Consider the following 16043-nt stretch of genomic DNA (forward strand, 5'->3'; position numbering starts at 1 on the left):
ATTAAAATGTATCGCTGCAGTGAGCGCAGCGATACGAATGATCATGATAATTTATGATTTGCCATTAACTCCAACGCCTGAACCATGGCCGAGTGATCCAACTGGCTACCCCCATTCGCGGCACAGGTATTAAATAATTCCTGACAAGTTGCTGTATTAGGCAGATTTAATGACAGAGCCCTTGCGCTTTGTAATGCAAGATTGAGATCTTTTTGATGCAATGCAATTTTGAAACCGGGCTCAAAGGTGCGCTTGATCATACGCTCACCATGTACTTCCAGAATTCGAGAAGAGGCAAATCCCCCCATTAATGCCTGCCGCACGCGAACGGGATCCGCGCCAGCTTTCGAAGCGAAGACTAACGCCTCTGAAACAGCTTCAATATTTAAGGCAACGATAATTTGGTTAGCCACTTTACAGGTTTGACCATCACCATTACCGCCTACCAGCGTGATATTTTTACCCAGAATATCAAACAGCGGTTTGACCCGTGCAAATACATCTGGCTCACCGCCAACCATAATGGACAAGGTACCTTCGCGAGCGCCAATTTCCCCGCCAGAGACGGGCGCATCGAGGTAATCCCCGCCCAACGCATTAACCTGTTTCGCAAAACGTTTGGTTTCGATAGGAGAGATAGAACTCATATCGACAATGGTTTTTCCCTGCAATGCGGTTTTGGCACAACCGTGTTCACCAAAAAGCACTTCTTCCACCTGCGGCGTGTCCGGAACCATTATGAAGATGATGTCTGCAAAATCAGTTACCTGACGCGCAGTTTCAACATTAACTGCCCCCAATGACAGCAATTCGTCCGCAACCGGACCAATGGTCGTGACATGTAATTGATGTCCGACGCGAGCCAGATTAATCGCCATTGGCGAACCCATAATACCCAGACCAATAAATCCCAGTTTCATTTTAACCTCTTATATCTCTGTCGGTTTTCCCGAATTCAGGCAACACAATCCCCTTCCAGAACGGTGGAAAAATGGCGTTACCTGAAATTCCTTAAAAATTATCGATATTGATTAATCCACGATAATCCCGCTTCGGTGGTGGTCAATGGTTTATATTCGCAACCAATCCAACCGTCATAACCTGATTTATCGATAAACTTAAAAATAAAGTCATAATTAATTTCCCCGGTTCCTGGTTCTCCACGACGAGGGTTATCGGCAATTTGCAAATGACCTATTTTATTTGCCCACGTAGTCATGGTCTGGGTTAATTCCCCTTCCATACGCTGCATATGGTAAATGTCATACTGAATCTTGATATTATTGCAACCGACACTATCGATTAAAGCCAGCGCCTGCTGGGTCCCGGTGAGATGGAATCCAGGAATATCAAAATGGTTGATTGGCTCAATCAGCAATAAAATATCTTCTTTCGCTAACATATTTGCCGCATAGCGCAGGTTTTCCACCAACGTCTGCTGGATCTGTTCGGCAGAAAACCCCGCAGGAGTTTTACCTACCAGGCAATTGATCTTCTTATTGCCGAGCCCCTTCGCATAACGAACAGCCGCCGCGACACCATCGCGAAATTCTTCTTCGCGACCTGGAATACAGGCGATACCGCGTTCACCCGCCGCCCAGTCTCCGGCAGGAAGATTATGCAGCGTATGCTCCAGCTGGTTGATCTGCAGCTTTTCCTTTAATACGTCAATGTCGTAATCGTAGGGAAACATAAACTCTACGCCACGAAATCCCGATTGTGCCGCTTTATCGAAGCGTTCAAGAAAACTGTATTCCAGAAACAGCATGGAAAGATTGGCTGAGAAACGTAACATCTGTCACCCCTTCTATTCGTATTTCATAAAACAGGTTTCGGTTGGTGCATCCATCGCACCGTCCGCAATCTCTTCAAACTCGGTGACATTATCCAGCTCACTGCCCATAGAGATGTTGGTCACGCGCTCAAGGATCACTTCGACCACAACCGGAACGCGGTACTGTGCCATCAGAGCTTTGGCTTGTTCAAATGCCGGAGCAAGATCTTCAGGTTTAAATACGCGGATGGCTTTACAACCTAATCCCTCAGCCACTTTGACGTGATCAACGCCATAGCCGTTTACTTCGCTGGAGTTGATATTTTCGAACGCCAGTTGGACGCAGTAATCCATATCAAAAGCACGCTGCGACTGGCGAATCAGGCCGAGATAGGCGTTGTTGACCAGCACATGGATGTAAGGAATGTTGAACTGTGCGCCCACTGCCAGTTCTTCGATCAGGAACTGGAAGTCAAAATCACCGGAAATCCCAACAACGTTACGCGTTGGGTCAGCCACGCAAACCCCTAATGCCGCGGGCAGCGTCCAGCCAAGAGGGCCTGCCTGACCGCAGTTGATCCAATGACGATCCTTAAATACGTGCAGCATTTGCGCAGCGGCAATTTGCGATAACCCAATGGTAGTGACGTAGCAAACATCACGACCAAAGGCTTTATTCATCTCTTCATAAACACGCTGCGGTTTAACCGGGACATTGTCGAAGTGGGTTTTACGCAGTAGCGTCCGCTTACGCTGCTGACATTCATCAACCCAGGTATTCCGGCAAGGTAAACGACCGGCTTTCTGCATCTCCTGAGCAACGTCGATCAGCAAAGTTAGCGCAGCTTTGGCATCCGAAACGATTCCTAAATCCGGGCACAGGACGCGGCCAATTTGCGTCGGCTCAATATCGATATGAATGATTTTGCGCCCTTCGGTATATTTCGCGACGGAGCCTGTGTGTCTGTTAGCAAAACGGTTACCAATACCGAACACCATATCGGAGGCCAGCAGCGTGGCGTTTCCGTAACGATGCGCCGTTTGCAACCCCACCATTCCGGCCATTAACTCATGATCGTCCGGGATGCATCCCCAGCCCATCAGCGTAGGAATTACCGGTACGTTGGTTAATTCTGCAAAACGTTGCAGCAATTCGCTGGCATCAGCATTAATCACCCCGCCCCCAGCCACGATGACCGGACGCTCAGCCTGAATCAGCATTTCCAATGCTTTCTCAATCTGTTTGCGGCTGGCTGCAGGCTTGTAGACTGGCAGCGGTTCATACATGTCGGGATCGAATTCGATTTCTTCAACCTGAATATCAAAAGGTAAATCGATCAATACCGGACCAGGACGACCAGAGCGCATGACATGGAATGCCTGCTGCAAAACCCGGGGAAGCAGTGCGGCTTCACGCACTGTTACCGCCATTTTGCTGACCGGTTTGGCAATAGATTCAATATCAACAGCCTGAAAATCTTCCTTATGCAGGCGAGCGCGAGGGGCCTGACCGGTGATGCATAAAATTGGAATAGAATCAGCAGAGGCGGAATACAGCGCAGTGATCATATCAGTGCCTGCCGGACCAGAAGTGCCAAGGCAAACGCCAATGTTTCCTGCCGTCGCACGCGTATAGCCTTCCGCCATATGGGAAGCGCCTTCAACATGACGAGCCAGAATGTGACGGATGCCTCCGTGCTTACGCATTGCGGAATAGAACGGGTTAATTGCCGCTCCAGGAACCCCAAATGCGGTGGTGATACCTTCTTTTTCCAGCACATACATTGCCGCGTCAACGGCTCTCATTTTTGCCATTTTCTTTCTACCTCTATTAATTGGAAAAACTTTCCAACTTTGAAAAGATCCAAAAAAGTCCCGCTCCTCTGAGCGGGTTGCGACTTAAGCTACGGGGGTTTTTAAACCCAGCGCCGTACTGATATCTCGTGCAGTATCCCGTACCAGTTCTCCCTGACTGATAAAACGATCTTCCGTCAGTCTGGATGCGGGCCCCGAAATAGAGATGGCAGCAACGACACTGCCTGCATCATCATAGATAGCTGATGCAATGCAATTCAATCCAATAACATGCTCTTCGTGATCGACGATATACCCATTCTCACGCGCCATTTCCAGATTGCGCAGCAGAGTAGGAAAATCCACCAACGTGGTTGGCGTAAATTGCTGCAAACCCGTTTTCACGATGATGTCCATTAACTCTTCTTCCATCAACGGATAAAGCAGCGCTTTTCCCGCGCCGGAAGCATGTAACGGCATACGACTGCCTAAAGGTGCGCACATTCTGACCATCGATTTGCACTCCTTCTGACCAATCAACACCGCTTCGGTGCCATTGCGAATTGCGACATTAACCGTTTCGCCTGACAGCAGCATTAATCGGTGCATAAACGGTCCGGCTACCGACAGGACGTCGCGATTATGAATATACGCAGAGCCCACATTGAATACGCCTAAACCGATGTGCCACCAGCCTAACTGGCTGTCCTGATAGACAAAATCAGCACCCTGTAAAACCTTCAACAGGCGAAAAGTCGTGGAGAGCGGTAAATCCAGACTGCCGGAAATATCGCTAACTGACGAACTGCCTCCACTTCTTTCGAGATACTGCAAAATCGCAATGCCTCTCTCAAGCGCCTGAGCGCCTTTCTGCGCAACCGGCTCCGCCTGTCCAGGCCTGCCGCGCCGTCTTACTTCCGTCTCCACTACGTTTACTCCGGCCCAAAATATGAGCATAAACAATGAACAATATGCGCATATTAAGCAAGAAGGCCGATAGCGTCACGCAAAACAGAGCTCATGTGCCGGGATACTTTCAACATCGCAATTATCGCTACCACCACGATCGACGGTCAGAAAATTGGTCACGGTTTGCCAGGCAAACAGCGGGTGATGCCAGACATTTCGGTGGTAATTCACACCCTGTTGGCCATTGGTGATAAAGGCTTTTAAAGTGGAAAGGTCAGGTTTGTCCTCGCCGAGCGCGACAATCACTACAAACGCTTCGCCATTCATAGGCATAAATGCCTGAGTGCCTAGCGGATGGCGCTCCAGCTCATGCACAACAATCGGCATGGCGGCTGGTTGCGCGCGGTTGATACTGATGAGCGTGCGATCCTGCTTAAGTATCTCCACATTGGCCAGGTCGTGATAACGTTCAACGAGCCCATCATTGATATGAAAAAAATCACGTTTATGAGTTTCTATCACATCGCCATAGGCGCTGAACGCGTGCTGATTTAACGGTAGTACCTCTAGTTTCATCATCATTTCCTTGTAACTGAATTCCGCTGAACCGCAGTCAGAACACTTAGCGGCTTCAATACCATGCAATCTAAAACCTTCGTGATTTAACATCAACACAAAAATTGGAAAAATTTTCCAAAACTAGATTTAGACCACAATTTAAACAAGGTCATTATGCAAAAATACTTATAAATCAGAGAACAAGAAATCAGGCTTGCAGAAGATCATTTAGGGAGTAGCTGAAAATGTTTGACCCGGAAACACTACGTACCTTTATCGGCGTCGCCGAAACGGGAAGTTTCTCCCGGGCAGCGGATCGCTTGTGTAAAACCACGGCCACCATCAGTTACCGCATTAAGCTTCTGGAAGAAAATACCGGCGTCGCGCTGTTTTTTCGCACCACCCGAAGCGTGACGTTAACCGCCGCAGGTTCTCACCTTCTTTCCCAGGCAAAAGACTGGCTCGCCTGGCTGGACAGCATGCCCAGCGAATTACAGCAAGTGAATGACGGCGTAGAGCGCCAGGTGAATATTGTGGTCAACAACCTGCTGTACAGCCCTGAAGCCGTCGCTCGCCTGTTATCCTGGCTTAACGCCCGCTACCCCTTTACTCAGTTTCACTTTTCCCGGCAAATTTATATGGGCGTATGGGATTCACTCTTGTACGAAGGATTCTCGCTGGCTATCGGCGTAACCGGCACGGAACCGATGGCAAACACCTTTACCCTCGATCCTTTGGGTTCTGTTCAGTGGCGATTTGTCATGTCAGCGGATCATCCACTAGCAGACGTCAGCGGCTCATTAACGGAAGCGCAGTTGCGCCGCTTTCCGGCAATTAACATTGAGGACAGCGCGCGGACCCTGACCAAACGGGTCGCATGGCGTCTTCCCGGTCAAAAGGAGATCATCGTACCGGACATGGAAACCAAGATTGCGGCGCATCTTGCGGGTGTGGGTATTGGATTCGTTCCGCAGCCGCTCTGCCAACCGTTACTAGATAGCGGCCAACTGGTCAGCAGTATCATCCCGACCATGCGTCCCCCTTCCCCCTTAAGCCTCGCGTGGCATAAGTTTGGCGCGGGTAAGGCCGTAGAAGATATTGTGGCGCTGTTTACCCAGCGAAAACCGGAAGTCGCCGGATTTTTAGCAATTTTCAACAATGCACGCGATTGAAAATCAAGTCATCCTCTCATTTGGCGCGTAAAATAGTACGCAAGATGATTTGAGGTTTCGTTTTTTACTATGCAAGACAAACAAACAGCACAGGACTATCGCGCAATTTTGCTCGCTGGTACGCCTATAATCGATGTACGCGCCCCCGTCGAATTTCTGCAAGGCGCAATGCCGGGCGCAATCAACCTTCCCCTAATAAACGATGACGAACGTGCCGCCGTGGGTACCTGTTATAAACGTCAGGGACCCGAGGCAGCCCTCACGCTCGGCCATCAATTGGTCTGCGGCGAGACTCGCCAACAACGTATGAAGGCCTGGCTGGATGCCTGTCGTCAAAATCCTGCGGGTTATTTATGCTGCGCGCGCGGCGGTCAGCGTTCGCACATTGTGCAGCAGTGGCTGCACGAGTCCGGGATTGACTACCCGCTGATACACGGCGGCTACAAAGCCCTGCGTCAGGCGGCGATTCAGTTGACTGAAGAATTAGTGCAAAAGCCGATCGTCTTAATTGGCGGCTGTACCGGGAACGGTAAAACGCAGCTGGTGCAACAGCAGCCGAACGGTGTGGATCTCGAAGGTCTGGCGCACCATCGCGGTTCCTCGTTTGGTCGCACCGTTGAACCGCAGCTAAGTCAGGCGAGTTTTGAAAACCTGCTGGCGGTCGAAATGCTCAGAACCGACAGCCGTCAGGATCTGCGTCTGTGGGTACTGGAAGATGAAGGCCGCATGATCGGGGCTAATCATCTGCCTGAGTGCCTGCGCGAACGCATGACCCAGGCATCTATTGCAGTGGTGGAGGATCCTTTTGAGCGTCGTCTGGAGCGACTGCGCGAAGAGTATTTCGTGCGGATGCACCACGATTTTACCCATGCTTATGGCGAGAGTCAGGGCTGGCAGGAGTATAGCGAGGATCTGCACCACGGCCTGTTTGCTATTCGCCGCCGTCTGGGTTTACAACGTTTTGCCGAGCTGACCGCCCTGCTCGACGTGGCTCTGCGCGAACAGCAAGCGACGGGCAGTACCAACGCCCATATGGGCTGGCTGGTACCGTTGCTCAACGAGTATTACGACCCGATGTATCGTTATCAACTGGAAAAGAAAGCCGCGAAAGTCGTCTTTCGCGGCACATGGCAGGACGTTGCCGACTGGCTTAACGCACAGTGATCAGTGTCTGTCGCGCTTATCCGCGCGTTTCGCCAACCAGTCGCCCAGCACCTGAACGACCTGCACCAGAATAATCAGCGCCACCACGGTGACGATCATGACCTGGGTTTCATAGCGGTAATAACCAAAGCGAATCGCCAGGTCGCCTACCCCACCGCCACCAACGATTCCGGCCATCGCGGAGTAACCGATCAGACTCACCAGCGTTATCGTCAACCCACGCAGCAGACCCGCGCTCGCTTCAGGTAACAGAACGGTGCAGATGATGCGCATCGGGCTGGCGCCAAAGGCTTCCGCCGCTTCAATAATGCCTTTATCGACTTCGCGCAGTGCGCTGTCGACCAGACGGGCATAAAAAGCGATTGCCGCCACCGAGAGCGGGACCGACGCCGCAATCGGCCCAATGGTATTTCCGAGTAAAAACTGGGTGAGCGGCAGCAGCAGCACCAGCAGGATCACAAACGGCACCGAACGGATGATATTCACCAGCACGGAGCTGAGCAGATACACAAAACGGTTTTGCCAGAATAAATGCCGGTCGGTGACGAAAATAAGAAAACCGAGCGGCAGACCGCCAATAATCGCCAGCACCGTAGAGATACTTAGCATCTGAAAGGTTTCATTAAACGCCAGCGTCAAATCAGGCAATAAATCATCCACGAATCACCTCCACCTGTGCCGTGCGTTGACGAATATGTTCCACGGCGACATCCACCGCAGAAGGGTTATGCGGCGCGGTCAGTTGCACCACCAGAATCCCCAGCGCACGCTCGCCGATATATTCAATTTTGCCGTGCAGAATGTTCACCGCCACACCAAATTTAACCGCGACTTCAGACAACACCGGCTGTTCCGCTGAATCGCCGATGAACAGAATTTTCAGCAACTGGCCAGGCAAATGCTGGCGCAAGCGTTCGGGTAGCGTCAGATTGAGGGTATGCGACACCAGTTGCTGCGTGAAAGCGTGCTGCGGGTGAGCAAAAACGTCAAACACCTCACCGGACTCCACCACCTTGCCGCCGGACATCACCGCCACACGATCGCAAATCGATTTGATCACGTTCATCTCGTGAGTGATCAGTACGATCGTGATCCCCAGCTGTTGGTTGATCTGCTTAAGCAATGCCAGAATAGTGGCCGATGTTTCCAGATCCAGCGCAGAGGTCGGTTCATCACACAGCAGCACATCGGGGTGATTGGCAATCGCACGGGCAATACCAACGCGCTGCTTTTGCCCGCCGCTGAGCTGCACAGGAAAGCGGTTTGCCTTGTCAGACAGCCCCACCAGCGTCAGGATTTCGCTGACGCGTGGGCCAATTTTACTGCGCTCCCATCCGGCAGCCTTCAGGCTGAAAGCGACGTTTTGCGCCACGGTACGGGTATGCATCAGATTAAAATGCTGAAAAATCATCCCAATACGCTGACGGGCTTTACGTAGTTGCGCCCCTTCCAGCGCGGAAATTTCTACGCCGTTAACCTTTACGCTTCCCAGGCCTGGTCGCGTTAAGGCGTTCAGGGTGCGCAGCAGCGTACTTTTCCCCGCGCCGCTGGTCCCGACAATGCCAAATATCTCGCCTGCGCCTATGCACAAGCTGACGTCATCAACCGCCCGGGTTGATGGTCCACGGCCTGCGCTAAAATCCACGCAAACCTTTTCTATCTCAATCATAGCCACCTCAGAAATGCGAAAAGGGCAGTCGCCGCTGCCCCTGTTAACCTTGTGCGCAGCGATTATTGGGCTGCCGACATCCATTCCGGTTTCTGGAAGGCGCTGTAAATATTTTGCGGATCGTCGATCACCGCGCGATACGCCGGAGATTTCACCGCCGCCACAATATCTTTCGCGAACGGTTTATCCGCATCTTCACTGCGTACCGCTATGATATTTTTCAGATTTTCGTCAAGATGCTCTTGCTTGATGGCGCTGGCGAGATCCAGTTTCGCCGCCACGGCAAAGTTACCGTTGACCAGCGCGCCGGTCACACCGTCCAGGGTACGCGGCAGTTGTGCCGCTTCCAGCGGTTTAAACACCAGCCCTTTCGGGTTGCTGGCGATATCGCGCTCAGAGGCTTTAGTCGGATCGATAGTGTCTTTGATGGTAATAAGGTCAATAGACTGCAGGAAACGCAGACCGCGAGCCAGATTGGTTGGATCATTGGAAAGCGTGATCACATCCCCTTTTTTTAACTCATCCAGGCTTTTGATTTTATGTGAGTAAAAACCCATCCCGGCCGTCGGGACCACAATCAGCTTGCTCAGCTTCAGTCCTTTATCAGCGGTGAATTTGTCAAAGTAGAGCGAGTGCTGGAACAAGTTGGCATCAATACTGCCGTTGGAAAGCGCCATGTTCGGCTGCACGTAGTCGCTGAATTCGCGCACCACTACCTTATAGCCTTTCTCTTTCAGCGTAGGGGCAATGGCCTGTTTCACCATATCGCCGTACGGCCCAGGTGCGACGCCAAACACGATGGTATGCGGGTCACTGTTCGCATGAGCAAGTTGTAATCCACAGGCCAGTAACAGCGCTCCGGTCGCGACGCGTAAACTCTGACGCAATCCCATAATTTCTCCATTTTAACGTTGTGGTGTCATGTCTCACGCCGTTCTTGCGGCGTTGTTCTTGTTGGCCTGTTAACAGGCTGATTGTTAACATGACACAGATCACAACCTGCTGTCCTTGAAATTATTTCATGATGTTGCGGGATATGTCGTTGAATGTACGTTGAAGGTACTAATGTGTTTTTCAGCAAAGGATAGTAAAAAACCGGATAACCTTCTGGTTACCCGGTTTTGGCAGGGAAATTGACTTAGAAGTCGTAACGCAGACGAACCAGGTTCATATCACCCAGATTGTCGGTGCTGGAGGTGAAGACGTGTTCGTAATCCACACGGAAACCGTAGTCCAGCTGGAAGCTGATACCCACACCATTGTCGGTACGCAGGTAGTTACGACCATTCACGTATTCAATACGGTCGCCCATAACGTAGGGTTGAACGGATTTCAGCGCATACTGACCAACCGGGAAGGTGTAACCCGCAAAGTATTCCAGACCCCAGGCATCACCGGCAAAGTAATCGTTAACAGAGACTTTTTTGGTGGTCATGAAGTTTTGATACCAACCGCCGCCCATCGAGAAGGTCCAGTTGTCCGGTTTCCAGCTCAGCGCGGTACCGACGATGTTTTGATCGTAGGTTTTGCTGGTGTCGCCACGCATTTCCGCGCGGGTGTAGTTCCACGCCGTACCCCAGGTCAGGTCATCGGTGATGTGATAATCCACACCCAGCGAGCCACCGCCTTTACGCTTGTAGCGCAGACCGTTGTTCGGGTTGTAATCATCGCTGAACAGATAAGATGCGTAGAGATCAACATCACCAACCGTTTTCTTATACTTCAGTGATTTACGCGTACGATAGGAACCGTCATAGTCGCCATTGATACCGTTACCTGGTGCCTGACCGATCATGTCGTAGTCCCAGATATCCGTTTTCGCACCAACCACATCATAGTAAATGCTGTTCTGTTGACCGAAGGTCAGCGTACCCCAGGTCGCGCTCTTCAGACCGGTGTACAACATACGACGCGTGGTATCGTTGGCGCCGTTAGCATAGTGATTATCCCAGTTGAACATTGCCGGGAAGTTAACGCCCAGCTCGTAATAACTCACCCAACTGATGTCATCAAACAGATAGTAATCAGCGGCGAAGCGGAAACGCGTCCCGCCGTCGAAACCATTACGTTTGTAGCCATTCTTACCATCATCACCGGCCATATTCTGGAACTGCGGACGAATACTCCCGCCAACGGTGAAGTTAAGACGGCTCAGCGGGTTGCCCGCCTGTGGATCTTGTTTCAGGACCGTGATTTCCGCCTGGGAGGCGAACGTCGTTAATGCCACTGCTGCGCCGATCGATACCGCCAGCGCCGTTTTTTTTATAGTCATTATTTGTACCTTGATAGATAGCCTGCCAATTATTCAGCATACAAATATTAACGTTTATTAATACACTCGTGTTGTCGGGTTTTTATTGTTCTGTGCTGTTAAATATCAATGAGTTATCAATTTGTGCTACATAGATAAAAAACGCACCGGTTTAAAAAACCGGTGCGTAATCATCACGAATATGAATTAACTACTGAACTGACGGAACAGCGCTTTGCCTTTTAGCAGACGTGAACCGAGCCATCCGCCGCATAACGAGAGCAACAATGCCCCACAAAGCGGCAATACGACCCACAGTCGCCAGTCTGGCTCCCACGGAAAATCAAACACTCGGGTTTGCAGCACCGCCAGTGCGGTTTCCGCGCCGATGGCAGCCACCAGTCCGGCGACCATTCCGAGCATGGCGAACTCGCACCATAGCGTGGTACGCAATAGCTTCTTACCCGCGCCCAGCGTGCGCCAGACCACCAGTTCCTGATGACGCTGACGCATTCCGACCTGGACCTGCGCCAATAGCAGCAACATACCGCAAGCGGTAACCAGCACCACCATCACCTCCAGTGCCCGGCTCACCTGCTCCAGCACCTGGCTCACCTGTTTGAGGATTGCGCCAATATCCAGCAGGCTGATAGTCGGGAATTCGCGGTTAAGCTGCGTCAGCATGCCATTGCCGTTCTCCCAGCGAAAGCTGGTTAACCAGCTTTGCGGCTGAGCGTCCAGCGCGCCGGAGGGAAAGATAAAGAAGAAGTTGGGGCGCAGGCTTTCCCAGTCCACTTTGCGCAGACTGCTGACCGTGGCGCTGAAATCCTGGGTATCGCCCATAAAGGTCACCCGATCGCCAAGTTTGACGTTCAGCCGTTTCGCCAGCCCCTCTTCCATCGAGACTTCGCCCGCTTTTGGCGGCCAGCTTCCGGCAACGATCGGGTTATGATCCGGTCGGGTATCCTGCCAGGTCAGATTAAGCTCACGGTTCAGCGCCTCATCGTGATTGCCTTCGGTCGGCTTCTCATTGATCGCCGTCAGACGCGCCCGCACAATCGGATAGAACGATTCCGGGATCACCTGATGCTCAGCCAGGAAAGCCTTGAGTGGAACCACCTGTTCGGTGGCAATGTTGATGAGAAAATAGTTCGGGCTTTCCGGCGGCATTTGCTGCTGCCAGCGGTCGAGCAGGTCGCCACGCAGTACCAGCAGCAGCGCCAGCAACATAAAGGAAAGCGAAAATGCCGACAGCTGACTGAGCGTTGACCACGGCTGGCGCAACAGCCGACTGACCGCTAAACGCAGCGGCAGCGAGGTGAGCGTCAGGCCACGCAGCACGTTGAGCAGCATCCAGCCGAGCACCCCGCACAAAAGCGCCAGCACTACCGCTCCGGCCAGCACGGCCCACAGCAGCGGGCTTCCGCCCATCAGTCCGGCGAGCAGGGCAATCACGACTATCAATACCACCGGCAAATAAAACTTCAGCGGCCAGACGTTTGCCACCACGTCACGGCGCAGTACCCGCAGTGGCTGAGTCGCCAGCAGCAAACGGTAAGGGCGTAACCCCACCAGCAGAGAAATGACCGTCATGGTGCCTAATGCCCATAGCCACGGCCAGGGACTGGCAGGCGGCAGTTCGCCGGGCAGTACCGGCTTAAGTAATACCACCAGCACGCGTTCAAACAACAGCCCGAATAACCCTCCGGTCACGCCAGACAGCGCCAGCACCATCAGCCATTGACCAACAATCAGCCTGCGCAACTGTGCTCTGCCCGCGCCAAGGGTTTTCAGAATAGCCACCAGATCGTAACGACTGCGGCAGTAATGGCTCATCGCCACGGCAACCGCAGCGACCGCCAGCAGCAGGGTTAGCAGCGCCGACAGCAGCAGGAACTGTTGCGAACGCTCCAGTGATTTCCCCAGCGCCCCTTCATCCTGCTCCAGCCCATACCAGCGCTGTTCAGGCTTTAACTGCGGGAGCAGCCATTTTTCATAGGCTTCCAGTTGCTGCGGTGTCCCGCCAAATTTATAGCGCCAGGTCACCCGGCTCCCCGGCTGGACCGCCGCCGTTTTTTCGACATCCGCCACGTTCATCATCAGGCGCGGCGCTATCTGGAACGGATTAAAACCGGCGTCCGGCTCCTGCACCACTTCCCCAGCGATGCGCAGCGTGGCATCACCCACATCGATGGAATCACCGATTTTTAAGTTCAGCAACGCCATCAGACGCGGAGCCAGCAGCACCGAGCCAGGCTGAGGTTTCAGTCCCGGCGGATTGGTTTGCAACGTGCCATACATCGGATACACATCATCCACCGCTTTGACGTTCGCCAACTGCGGCGTATCCCGGGCAAAGGTCATAGTGGCAAAGGTCAGCTGTTCGCCCACTTTCAGGCCACGCTGTCGCGCCTCGTCAATCCACGCTTTCGGCACGGTACGCGAACTTTGCAGCGACCGATCTCCCGCCATAAACTCACGGCTTTGCTGGCTCAGCCCTTTTTCCATACGATCGCTGATATTACCCAGCGCCAGCACGCAGGCCACGGCCAGACTCAGCGCCAGCCAGACAATCAGTAATGAAGGCGAGCGCCATTCGCGCCAGAACCAGCGTGCAATCATGCCTCCTCCTGCAACTGTCCGTTCACCAGGCGTAAACGCCGATCGCAACGCGCCGCCAGTTGAGAATCATGGGTCACCAGAATCAGGGTGGTGCCATGTTCCCGGTTCAGAGAAAACAGCAGGTCGGCGATTTTGTCTCCGGTCTGGCGGTCCAGATTGCCCGTCGGTTCATCGGCAAACAGCACGTCAGGGCGACCGTTAAACGCCCGCGCCAGCGCCACGCGCTGCTGCTCCCCACCGGAAAGCTGGGCCGGAAGATGATCAAGACGTTTTCCCAGCCCCAGTTGCTCCAGCAACATTTTTGCCCCGTCGCGACTTTTTCCGCTGTTTTCACCGCGCAACAACGCGGGCAACTCGACGTTTTCCAGCGCGTTTAGGGTCGGAATTAACATGAATGACTGGAAGACAAAACCCACGTGTCGCGCCCGCAGCTGTGCCCGGGCTTCTTCATCCATGGTGTGCAGCGCCTGCCCCACCAGGCTGACTTCACCGCTGGTGCCATCGTCCAGCCCGGCGAGGATCGCCAGCAGCGTGGATTTTCCTGAACCCGACTCGCCAATCAGCGCAATGGTCTCGGCGCGTTTGACAACCAGTTCAACTCCGGTAAGGATGGATAGCTCATGATCACCCTGACCGACGGATTTCTTAAGATGATGAACTTCAACAATGTTTTCCGCTGGCATTGGCCTTTCCTGTTCCTGGTCCTGTTAACTTTCCGCGCCGCCGCAGCGGACACGTTATTAATTCTGGGTGACAGCCTGAGCGCCGGATACCGTATGTCCGCCAGCGCCGCGTGGCCTGCGCTACTTAATGATAAATGGCAAACCAAAACGCCGGTGGTGAATGCCAGTATTAGCGGCGACACCTCGCAGCAGGGGCTGGCCCGTCTGCCTGCATTACTGAAGCAGCACCAGCCGCGCTGGGTGCTGGTCGAACTTGGCGGCAACGACGGTCTGCGCGGTTTTTCGCCTGCGCAAACCGAACAAACCCTGCGCACGATTCTGCAGGATGTGAAAGCAGCAAATGCCGAACCGCTGCTGATGCAAATTCGTCTGCCGGCAAACTACGGTCGCCGTTATAATGAAAGCTTTAGCGCGATTTATCCAAAACTCGCCAAAGAGTTTGATATACCTCTGCTGCCCTTTTTTATGGAAGAGGTTTATCTGAAACCCCAGTGGATGCAGGATGATGGTATTCATCCTAACCGTGACGCCCAGCCGTTTATTGCCGACTGGATGGCGCAACATCTCACTCCTCTAGTAAATCACGACTCGTAAAACAACGGAGATCCTGACAGGTAAAGTTATGCAAAAATCGGTCTTAATAACAGGATGTTCCAGCGGAATCGGTCTGGAAAGCGCGCTTGAGCTAAAGCGCCAGGGTTTTCAAATTCTGGCAGGCTGTCGCAAACCTGACGATGTGGCGCGTATGAACAGCATGGGATTCACCGGCATATTGCTGGATCTGGATTCACCCGAGAGCGTAGATCGCGCGGCTGATGAGGTGATCGCCCTGACCGATAATCGTTTGTATGGGATCTTTAACAACGCCGGATACGGCGTCTATGGCCCACTGCCCACCATCAGCCGCGAGCAGATGGAACAGCAGTTTTCCGCCAACTTCTTTGGCGCACATCAGCTTACCATGCGCCTGTTACCTGCCATGCTACCCCACGGCGAAGGACGAATTGTGATGACCTCGTCGGTAATGGGATTGATCTCAACGCCGGGGCGCGGGGCCTATGCCGCCAGCAAATATGCGCTGGAAGCCTGGTCCGACGCGCTGCGTATGGAGCTGCGCCACAGCGGGATTAAGGTCAGCCTGATTGAGCCTGGCCCTATTCGCACCCGCTTTACCGAAAACGTCAACCAGACCCAGAGCGATGCTCCCGTGGAAAACCCCGGAATTGCCGCGCGTTTTACGCTGGGGCCACAAGCGGTTGTCGCCAAAGTGCGTCATGCGTTTGAGAGCGACAAACCAAAGCTGCGTTATCCGGTTACGCTGGTGACCTGGGCAGTTATGCTACTGAAGCGCCTGTTGCCAGGCCGCATAATGGACAAAATTTTACACGGTTGAGTTGAAGCACGCGCGTCAGCCCCCATGTAACAAGAAATCGACAAAAGAGAGTAA

Annotated in this window: 15 protein-coding genes; 4 read left to right on the forward strand and 11 right to left on the reverse strand. The window is 52.9% G+C overall.

Annotated elements, in window-relative coordinates; all coding sequences use genetic code 11:
• Window positions 1-41: 41 nt before the first annotated feature.
• From glxR to allA, 5 genes are all read right to left on the reverse strand, one after another.
• Window positions 42-920, reverse strand: coding sequence for a 2-hydroxy-3-oxopropionate reductase (gene glxR / locus HV334_RS17855; protein ID WP_181220722.1), 879 nt, complete (start codon window positions 918-920; stop codon window positions 42-44).
• 98 nt (window positions 921-1018) lie between these two features.
• The gene (hyi, locus tag HV334_RS17860; RefSeq protein WP_104651327.1) at window positions 1019-1795 is read right to left on the reverse strand and encodes a hydroxypyruvate isomerase; all 777 of its coding nucleotides are present in this window, start codon (window positions 1793-1795) and stop codon (window positions 1019-1021) included.
• 12 nt (window positions 1796-1807) lie between these two features.
• The gene (gcl, locus tag HV334_RS17865) at window positions 1808-3589 is read right to left on the reverse strand and encodes a glyoxylate carboligase (protein ID WP_181220723.1); all 1782 of its coding nucleotides are present in this window, start codon (window positions 3587-3589) and stop codon (window positions 1808-1810) included.
• Window positions 3590-3673: 84 nt separating this feature from the next.
• On the reverse strand, window positions 3674-4495 hold the full coding sequence (gene allR / locus HV334_RS17870; protein ID WP_249415028.1) for an HTH-type transcriptional repressor AllR: 822 nt from the start codon (window positions 4493-4495) through the stop codon (window positions 3674-3676).
• Between the two features lie 75 nt (window positions 4496-4570).
• Window positions 4571-5053, reverse strand: a complete 483-nt coding sequence (gene allA / locus HV334_RS17875; protein WP_181221920.1) for an ureidoglycolate lyase — start codon at window positions 5051-5053, stop codon at window positions 4571-4573.
• Between the two features lie 227 nt (window positions 5054-5280).
• On the opposite strand from allA, the gene allS reads away from it, so the two are divergent.
• Window positions 5281-6207: an HTH-type transcriptional activator AllS gene (gene allS, locus HV334_RS17880; protein WP_181220725.1), complete on the forward strand. Its 927-nt coding sequence runs from the start codon at window positions 5281-5283 to the stop codon at window positions 6205-6207.
• A gap of 69 nt (window positions 6208-6276) precedes the next feature.
• Window positions 6277-7371: a tRNA 2-selenouridine(34) synthase MnmH gene (gene mnmH, locus HV334_RS17885; RefSeq protein ID WP_181220726.1), complete on the forward strand. Its 1095-nt coding sequence runs from the start codon at window positions 6277-6279 to the stop codon at window positions 7369-7371.
• On the opposite strand, the gene HV334_RS17890 is transcribed toward mnmH, so the two are convergent.
• The 6 genes from HV334_RS17890 to ybbA all read right to left on the reverse strand — a co-directional run bounded on the left by HV334_RS17890 (window position 7372) and on the right by ybbA (window position 14596).
• Window positions 7372-8031 (reverse strand): methionine ABC transporter permease, encoded by a 660-nt coding sequence (locus HV334_RS17890; protein WP_003831085.1) that lies wholly within the window; start codon window positions 8029-8031, stop codon window positions 7372-7374.
• A complete protein-coding gene (sfbB, locus tag HV334_RS17895) occupies window positions 8024-9040 on the reverse strand; it encodes a virulence-associated ABC transporter ATP-binding protein SfbB (protein WP_181220727.1) in 1017 nt (338 codons plus the stop codon). Before sfbB ends, HV334_RS17890 begins: the two co-directional genes overlap by 8 nt.
• Window positions 9041-9102: 62 nt before the next feature.
• Window positions 9103-9933 (reverse strand): MetQ/NlpA family ABC transporter substrate-binding protein, encoded by an 831-nt coding sequence (locus tag HV334_RS17900; protein WP_016155899.1) that lies wholly within the window; start codon window positions 9931-9933, stop codon window positions 9103-9105.
• Window positions 9934-10178: 245 nt separating this feature from the next.
• A complete protein-coding gene (locus HV334_RS17905) occupies window positions 10179-11312 on the reverse strand; it encodes a porin (RefSeq protein WP_016152115.1) in 1134 nt (377 codons plus the stop codon).
• Window positions 11313-11498: 186 nt separating this feature from the next.
• Window positions 11499-13913, reverse strand: a complete 2415-nt coding sequence (gene ybbP, locus HV334_RS17910; protein WP_181220728.1) for a putative ABC transporter permease subunit YbbP — start codon at window positions 13911-13913, stop codon at window positions 11499-11501.
• Window positions 13910-14596, reverse strand: coding sequence for a putative ABC transporter ATP-binding protein YbbA (gene ybbA / locus HV334_RS17915; RefSeq protein ID WP_181220729.1), 687 nt, complete (start codon window positions 14594-14596; stop codon window positions 13910-13912). Before ybbA ends, ybbP begins: the two co-directional genes overlap by 4 nt.
• Between ybbA and tesA the strand changes: the two genes are divergently transcribed.
• Together tesA and HV334_RS17925 are read left to right on the forward strand one after the other, a co-directional pair.
• Window positions 14564-15190 (forward strand): multifunctional acyl-CoA thioesterase I/protease I/lysophospholipase L1, encoded by a 627-nt coding sequence (gene tesA, locus HV334_RS17920; RefSeq protein ID WP_101700628.1) that lies wholly within the window; start codon window positions 14564-14566, stop codon window positions 15188-15190. The two genes, ybbA and tesA, sit on opposite strands and share 33 nt — an antisense overlap.
• 28 nt (window positions 15191-15218) lie before the next feature.
• Window positions 15219-15989, forward strand: coding sequence for an SDR family oxidoreductase (locus HV334_RS17925; protein ID WP_019076196.1), 771 nt, complete (start codon window positions 15219-15221; stop codon window positions 15987-15989).
• Window positions 15990-16043: the final 54 nt, after the last annotated feature.

This window comes from Citrobacter sp. RHBSTW-00944 (assembly GCF_013615435.1).
Taxonomy (GTDB): Bacteria; Pseudomonadota; Gammaproteobacteria; order Enterobacterales; family Enterobacteriaceae; genus Citrobacter; species Citrobacter braakii.

Coding starts and splice junctions, on each gene's coding strand:
- glxR (WP_181220722.1), bottom strand. CDS start 920: ATGAAACTGGGATTTATTGGTCTGGGTATTATGGGTTCGCCAATGGCG.
- hyi (WP_104651327.1), bottom strand. CDS start 1,795: ATGTTACGTTTCTCAGCCAATCTTTCCATGCTGTTTCTGGAATACAGT.
- gcl (WP_181220723.1), bottom strand. CDS start 3,589: ATGGCAAAAATGAGAGCCGTTGACGCGGCAATGTATGTGCTGGAAAAA.
- allA (WP_181221920.1), bottom strand. CDS start 5,053: ATGAAACTAGAGGTACTACCGTTAAATCAGCACGCGTTCAGCGCCTAT.
- allS (WP_181220725.1), top strand. CDS start 5,281: ATGTTTGACCCGGAAACACTACGTACCTTTATCGGCGTCGCCGAAACG.
- mnmH (WP_181220726.1), top strand. CDS start 6,277: ATGCAAGACAAACAAACAGCACAGGACTATCGCGCAATTTTGCTCGCT.
- sfbB (WP_181220727.1), bottom strand. CDS start 9,040: ATGATTGAGATAGAAAAGGTTTGCGTGGATTTTAGCGCAGGCCGTGGA.
- HV334_RS17900 (WP_016155899.1), bottom strand. CDS start 9,933: ATGGGATTGCGTCAGAGTTTACGCGTCGCGACCGGAGCGCTGTTACTG.
- HV334_RS17905 (WP_016152115.1), bottom strand. CDS start 11,312: ATGACTATAAAAAAAACGGCGCTGGCGGTATCGATCGGCGCAGCAGTG.
- ybbP (WP_181220728.1), bottom strand. CDS start 13,913: ATGATTGCACGCTGGTTCTGGCGCGAATGGCGCTCGCCTTCATTACTG.
- tesA (WP_101700628.1), top strand. CDS start 14,564: ATGATGAACTTCAACAATGTTTTCCGCTGGCATTGGCCTTTCCTGTTC.
- ybbA (WP_181220729.1), bottom strand. CDS start 14,596: ATGCCAGCGGAAAACATTGTTGAAGTTCATCATCTTAAGAAATCCGTC.
- HV334_RS17925 (WP_019076196.1), top strand. CDS start 15,219: ATGCAAAAATCGGTCTTAATAACAGGATGTTCCAGCGGAATCGGTCTG.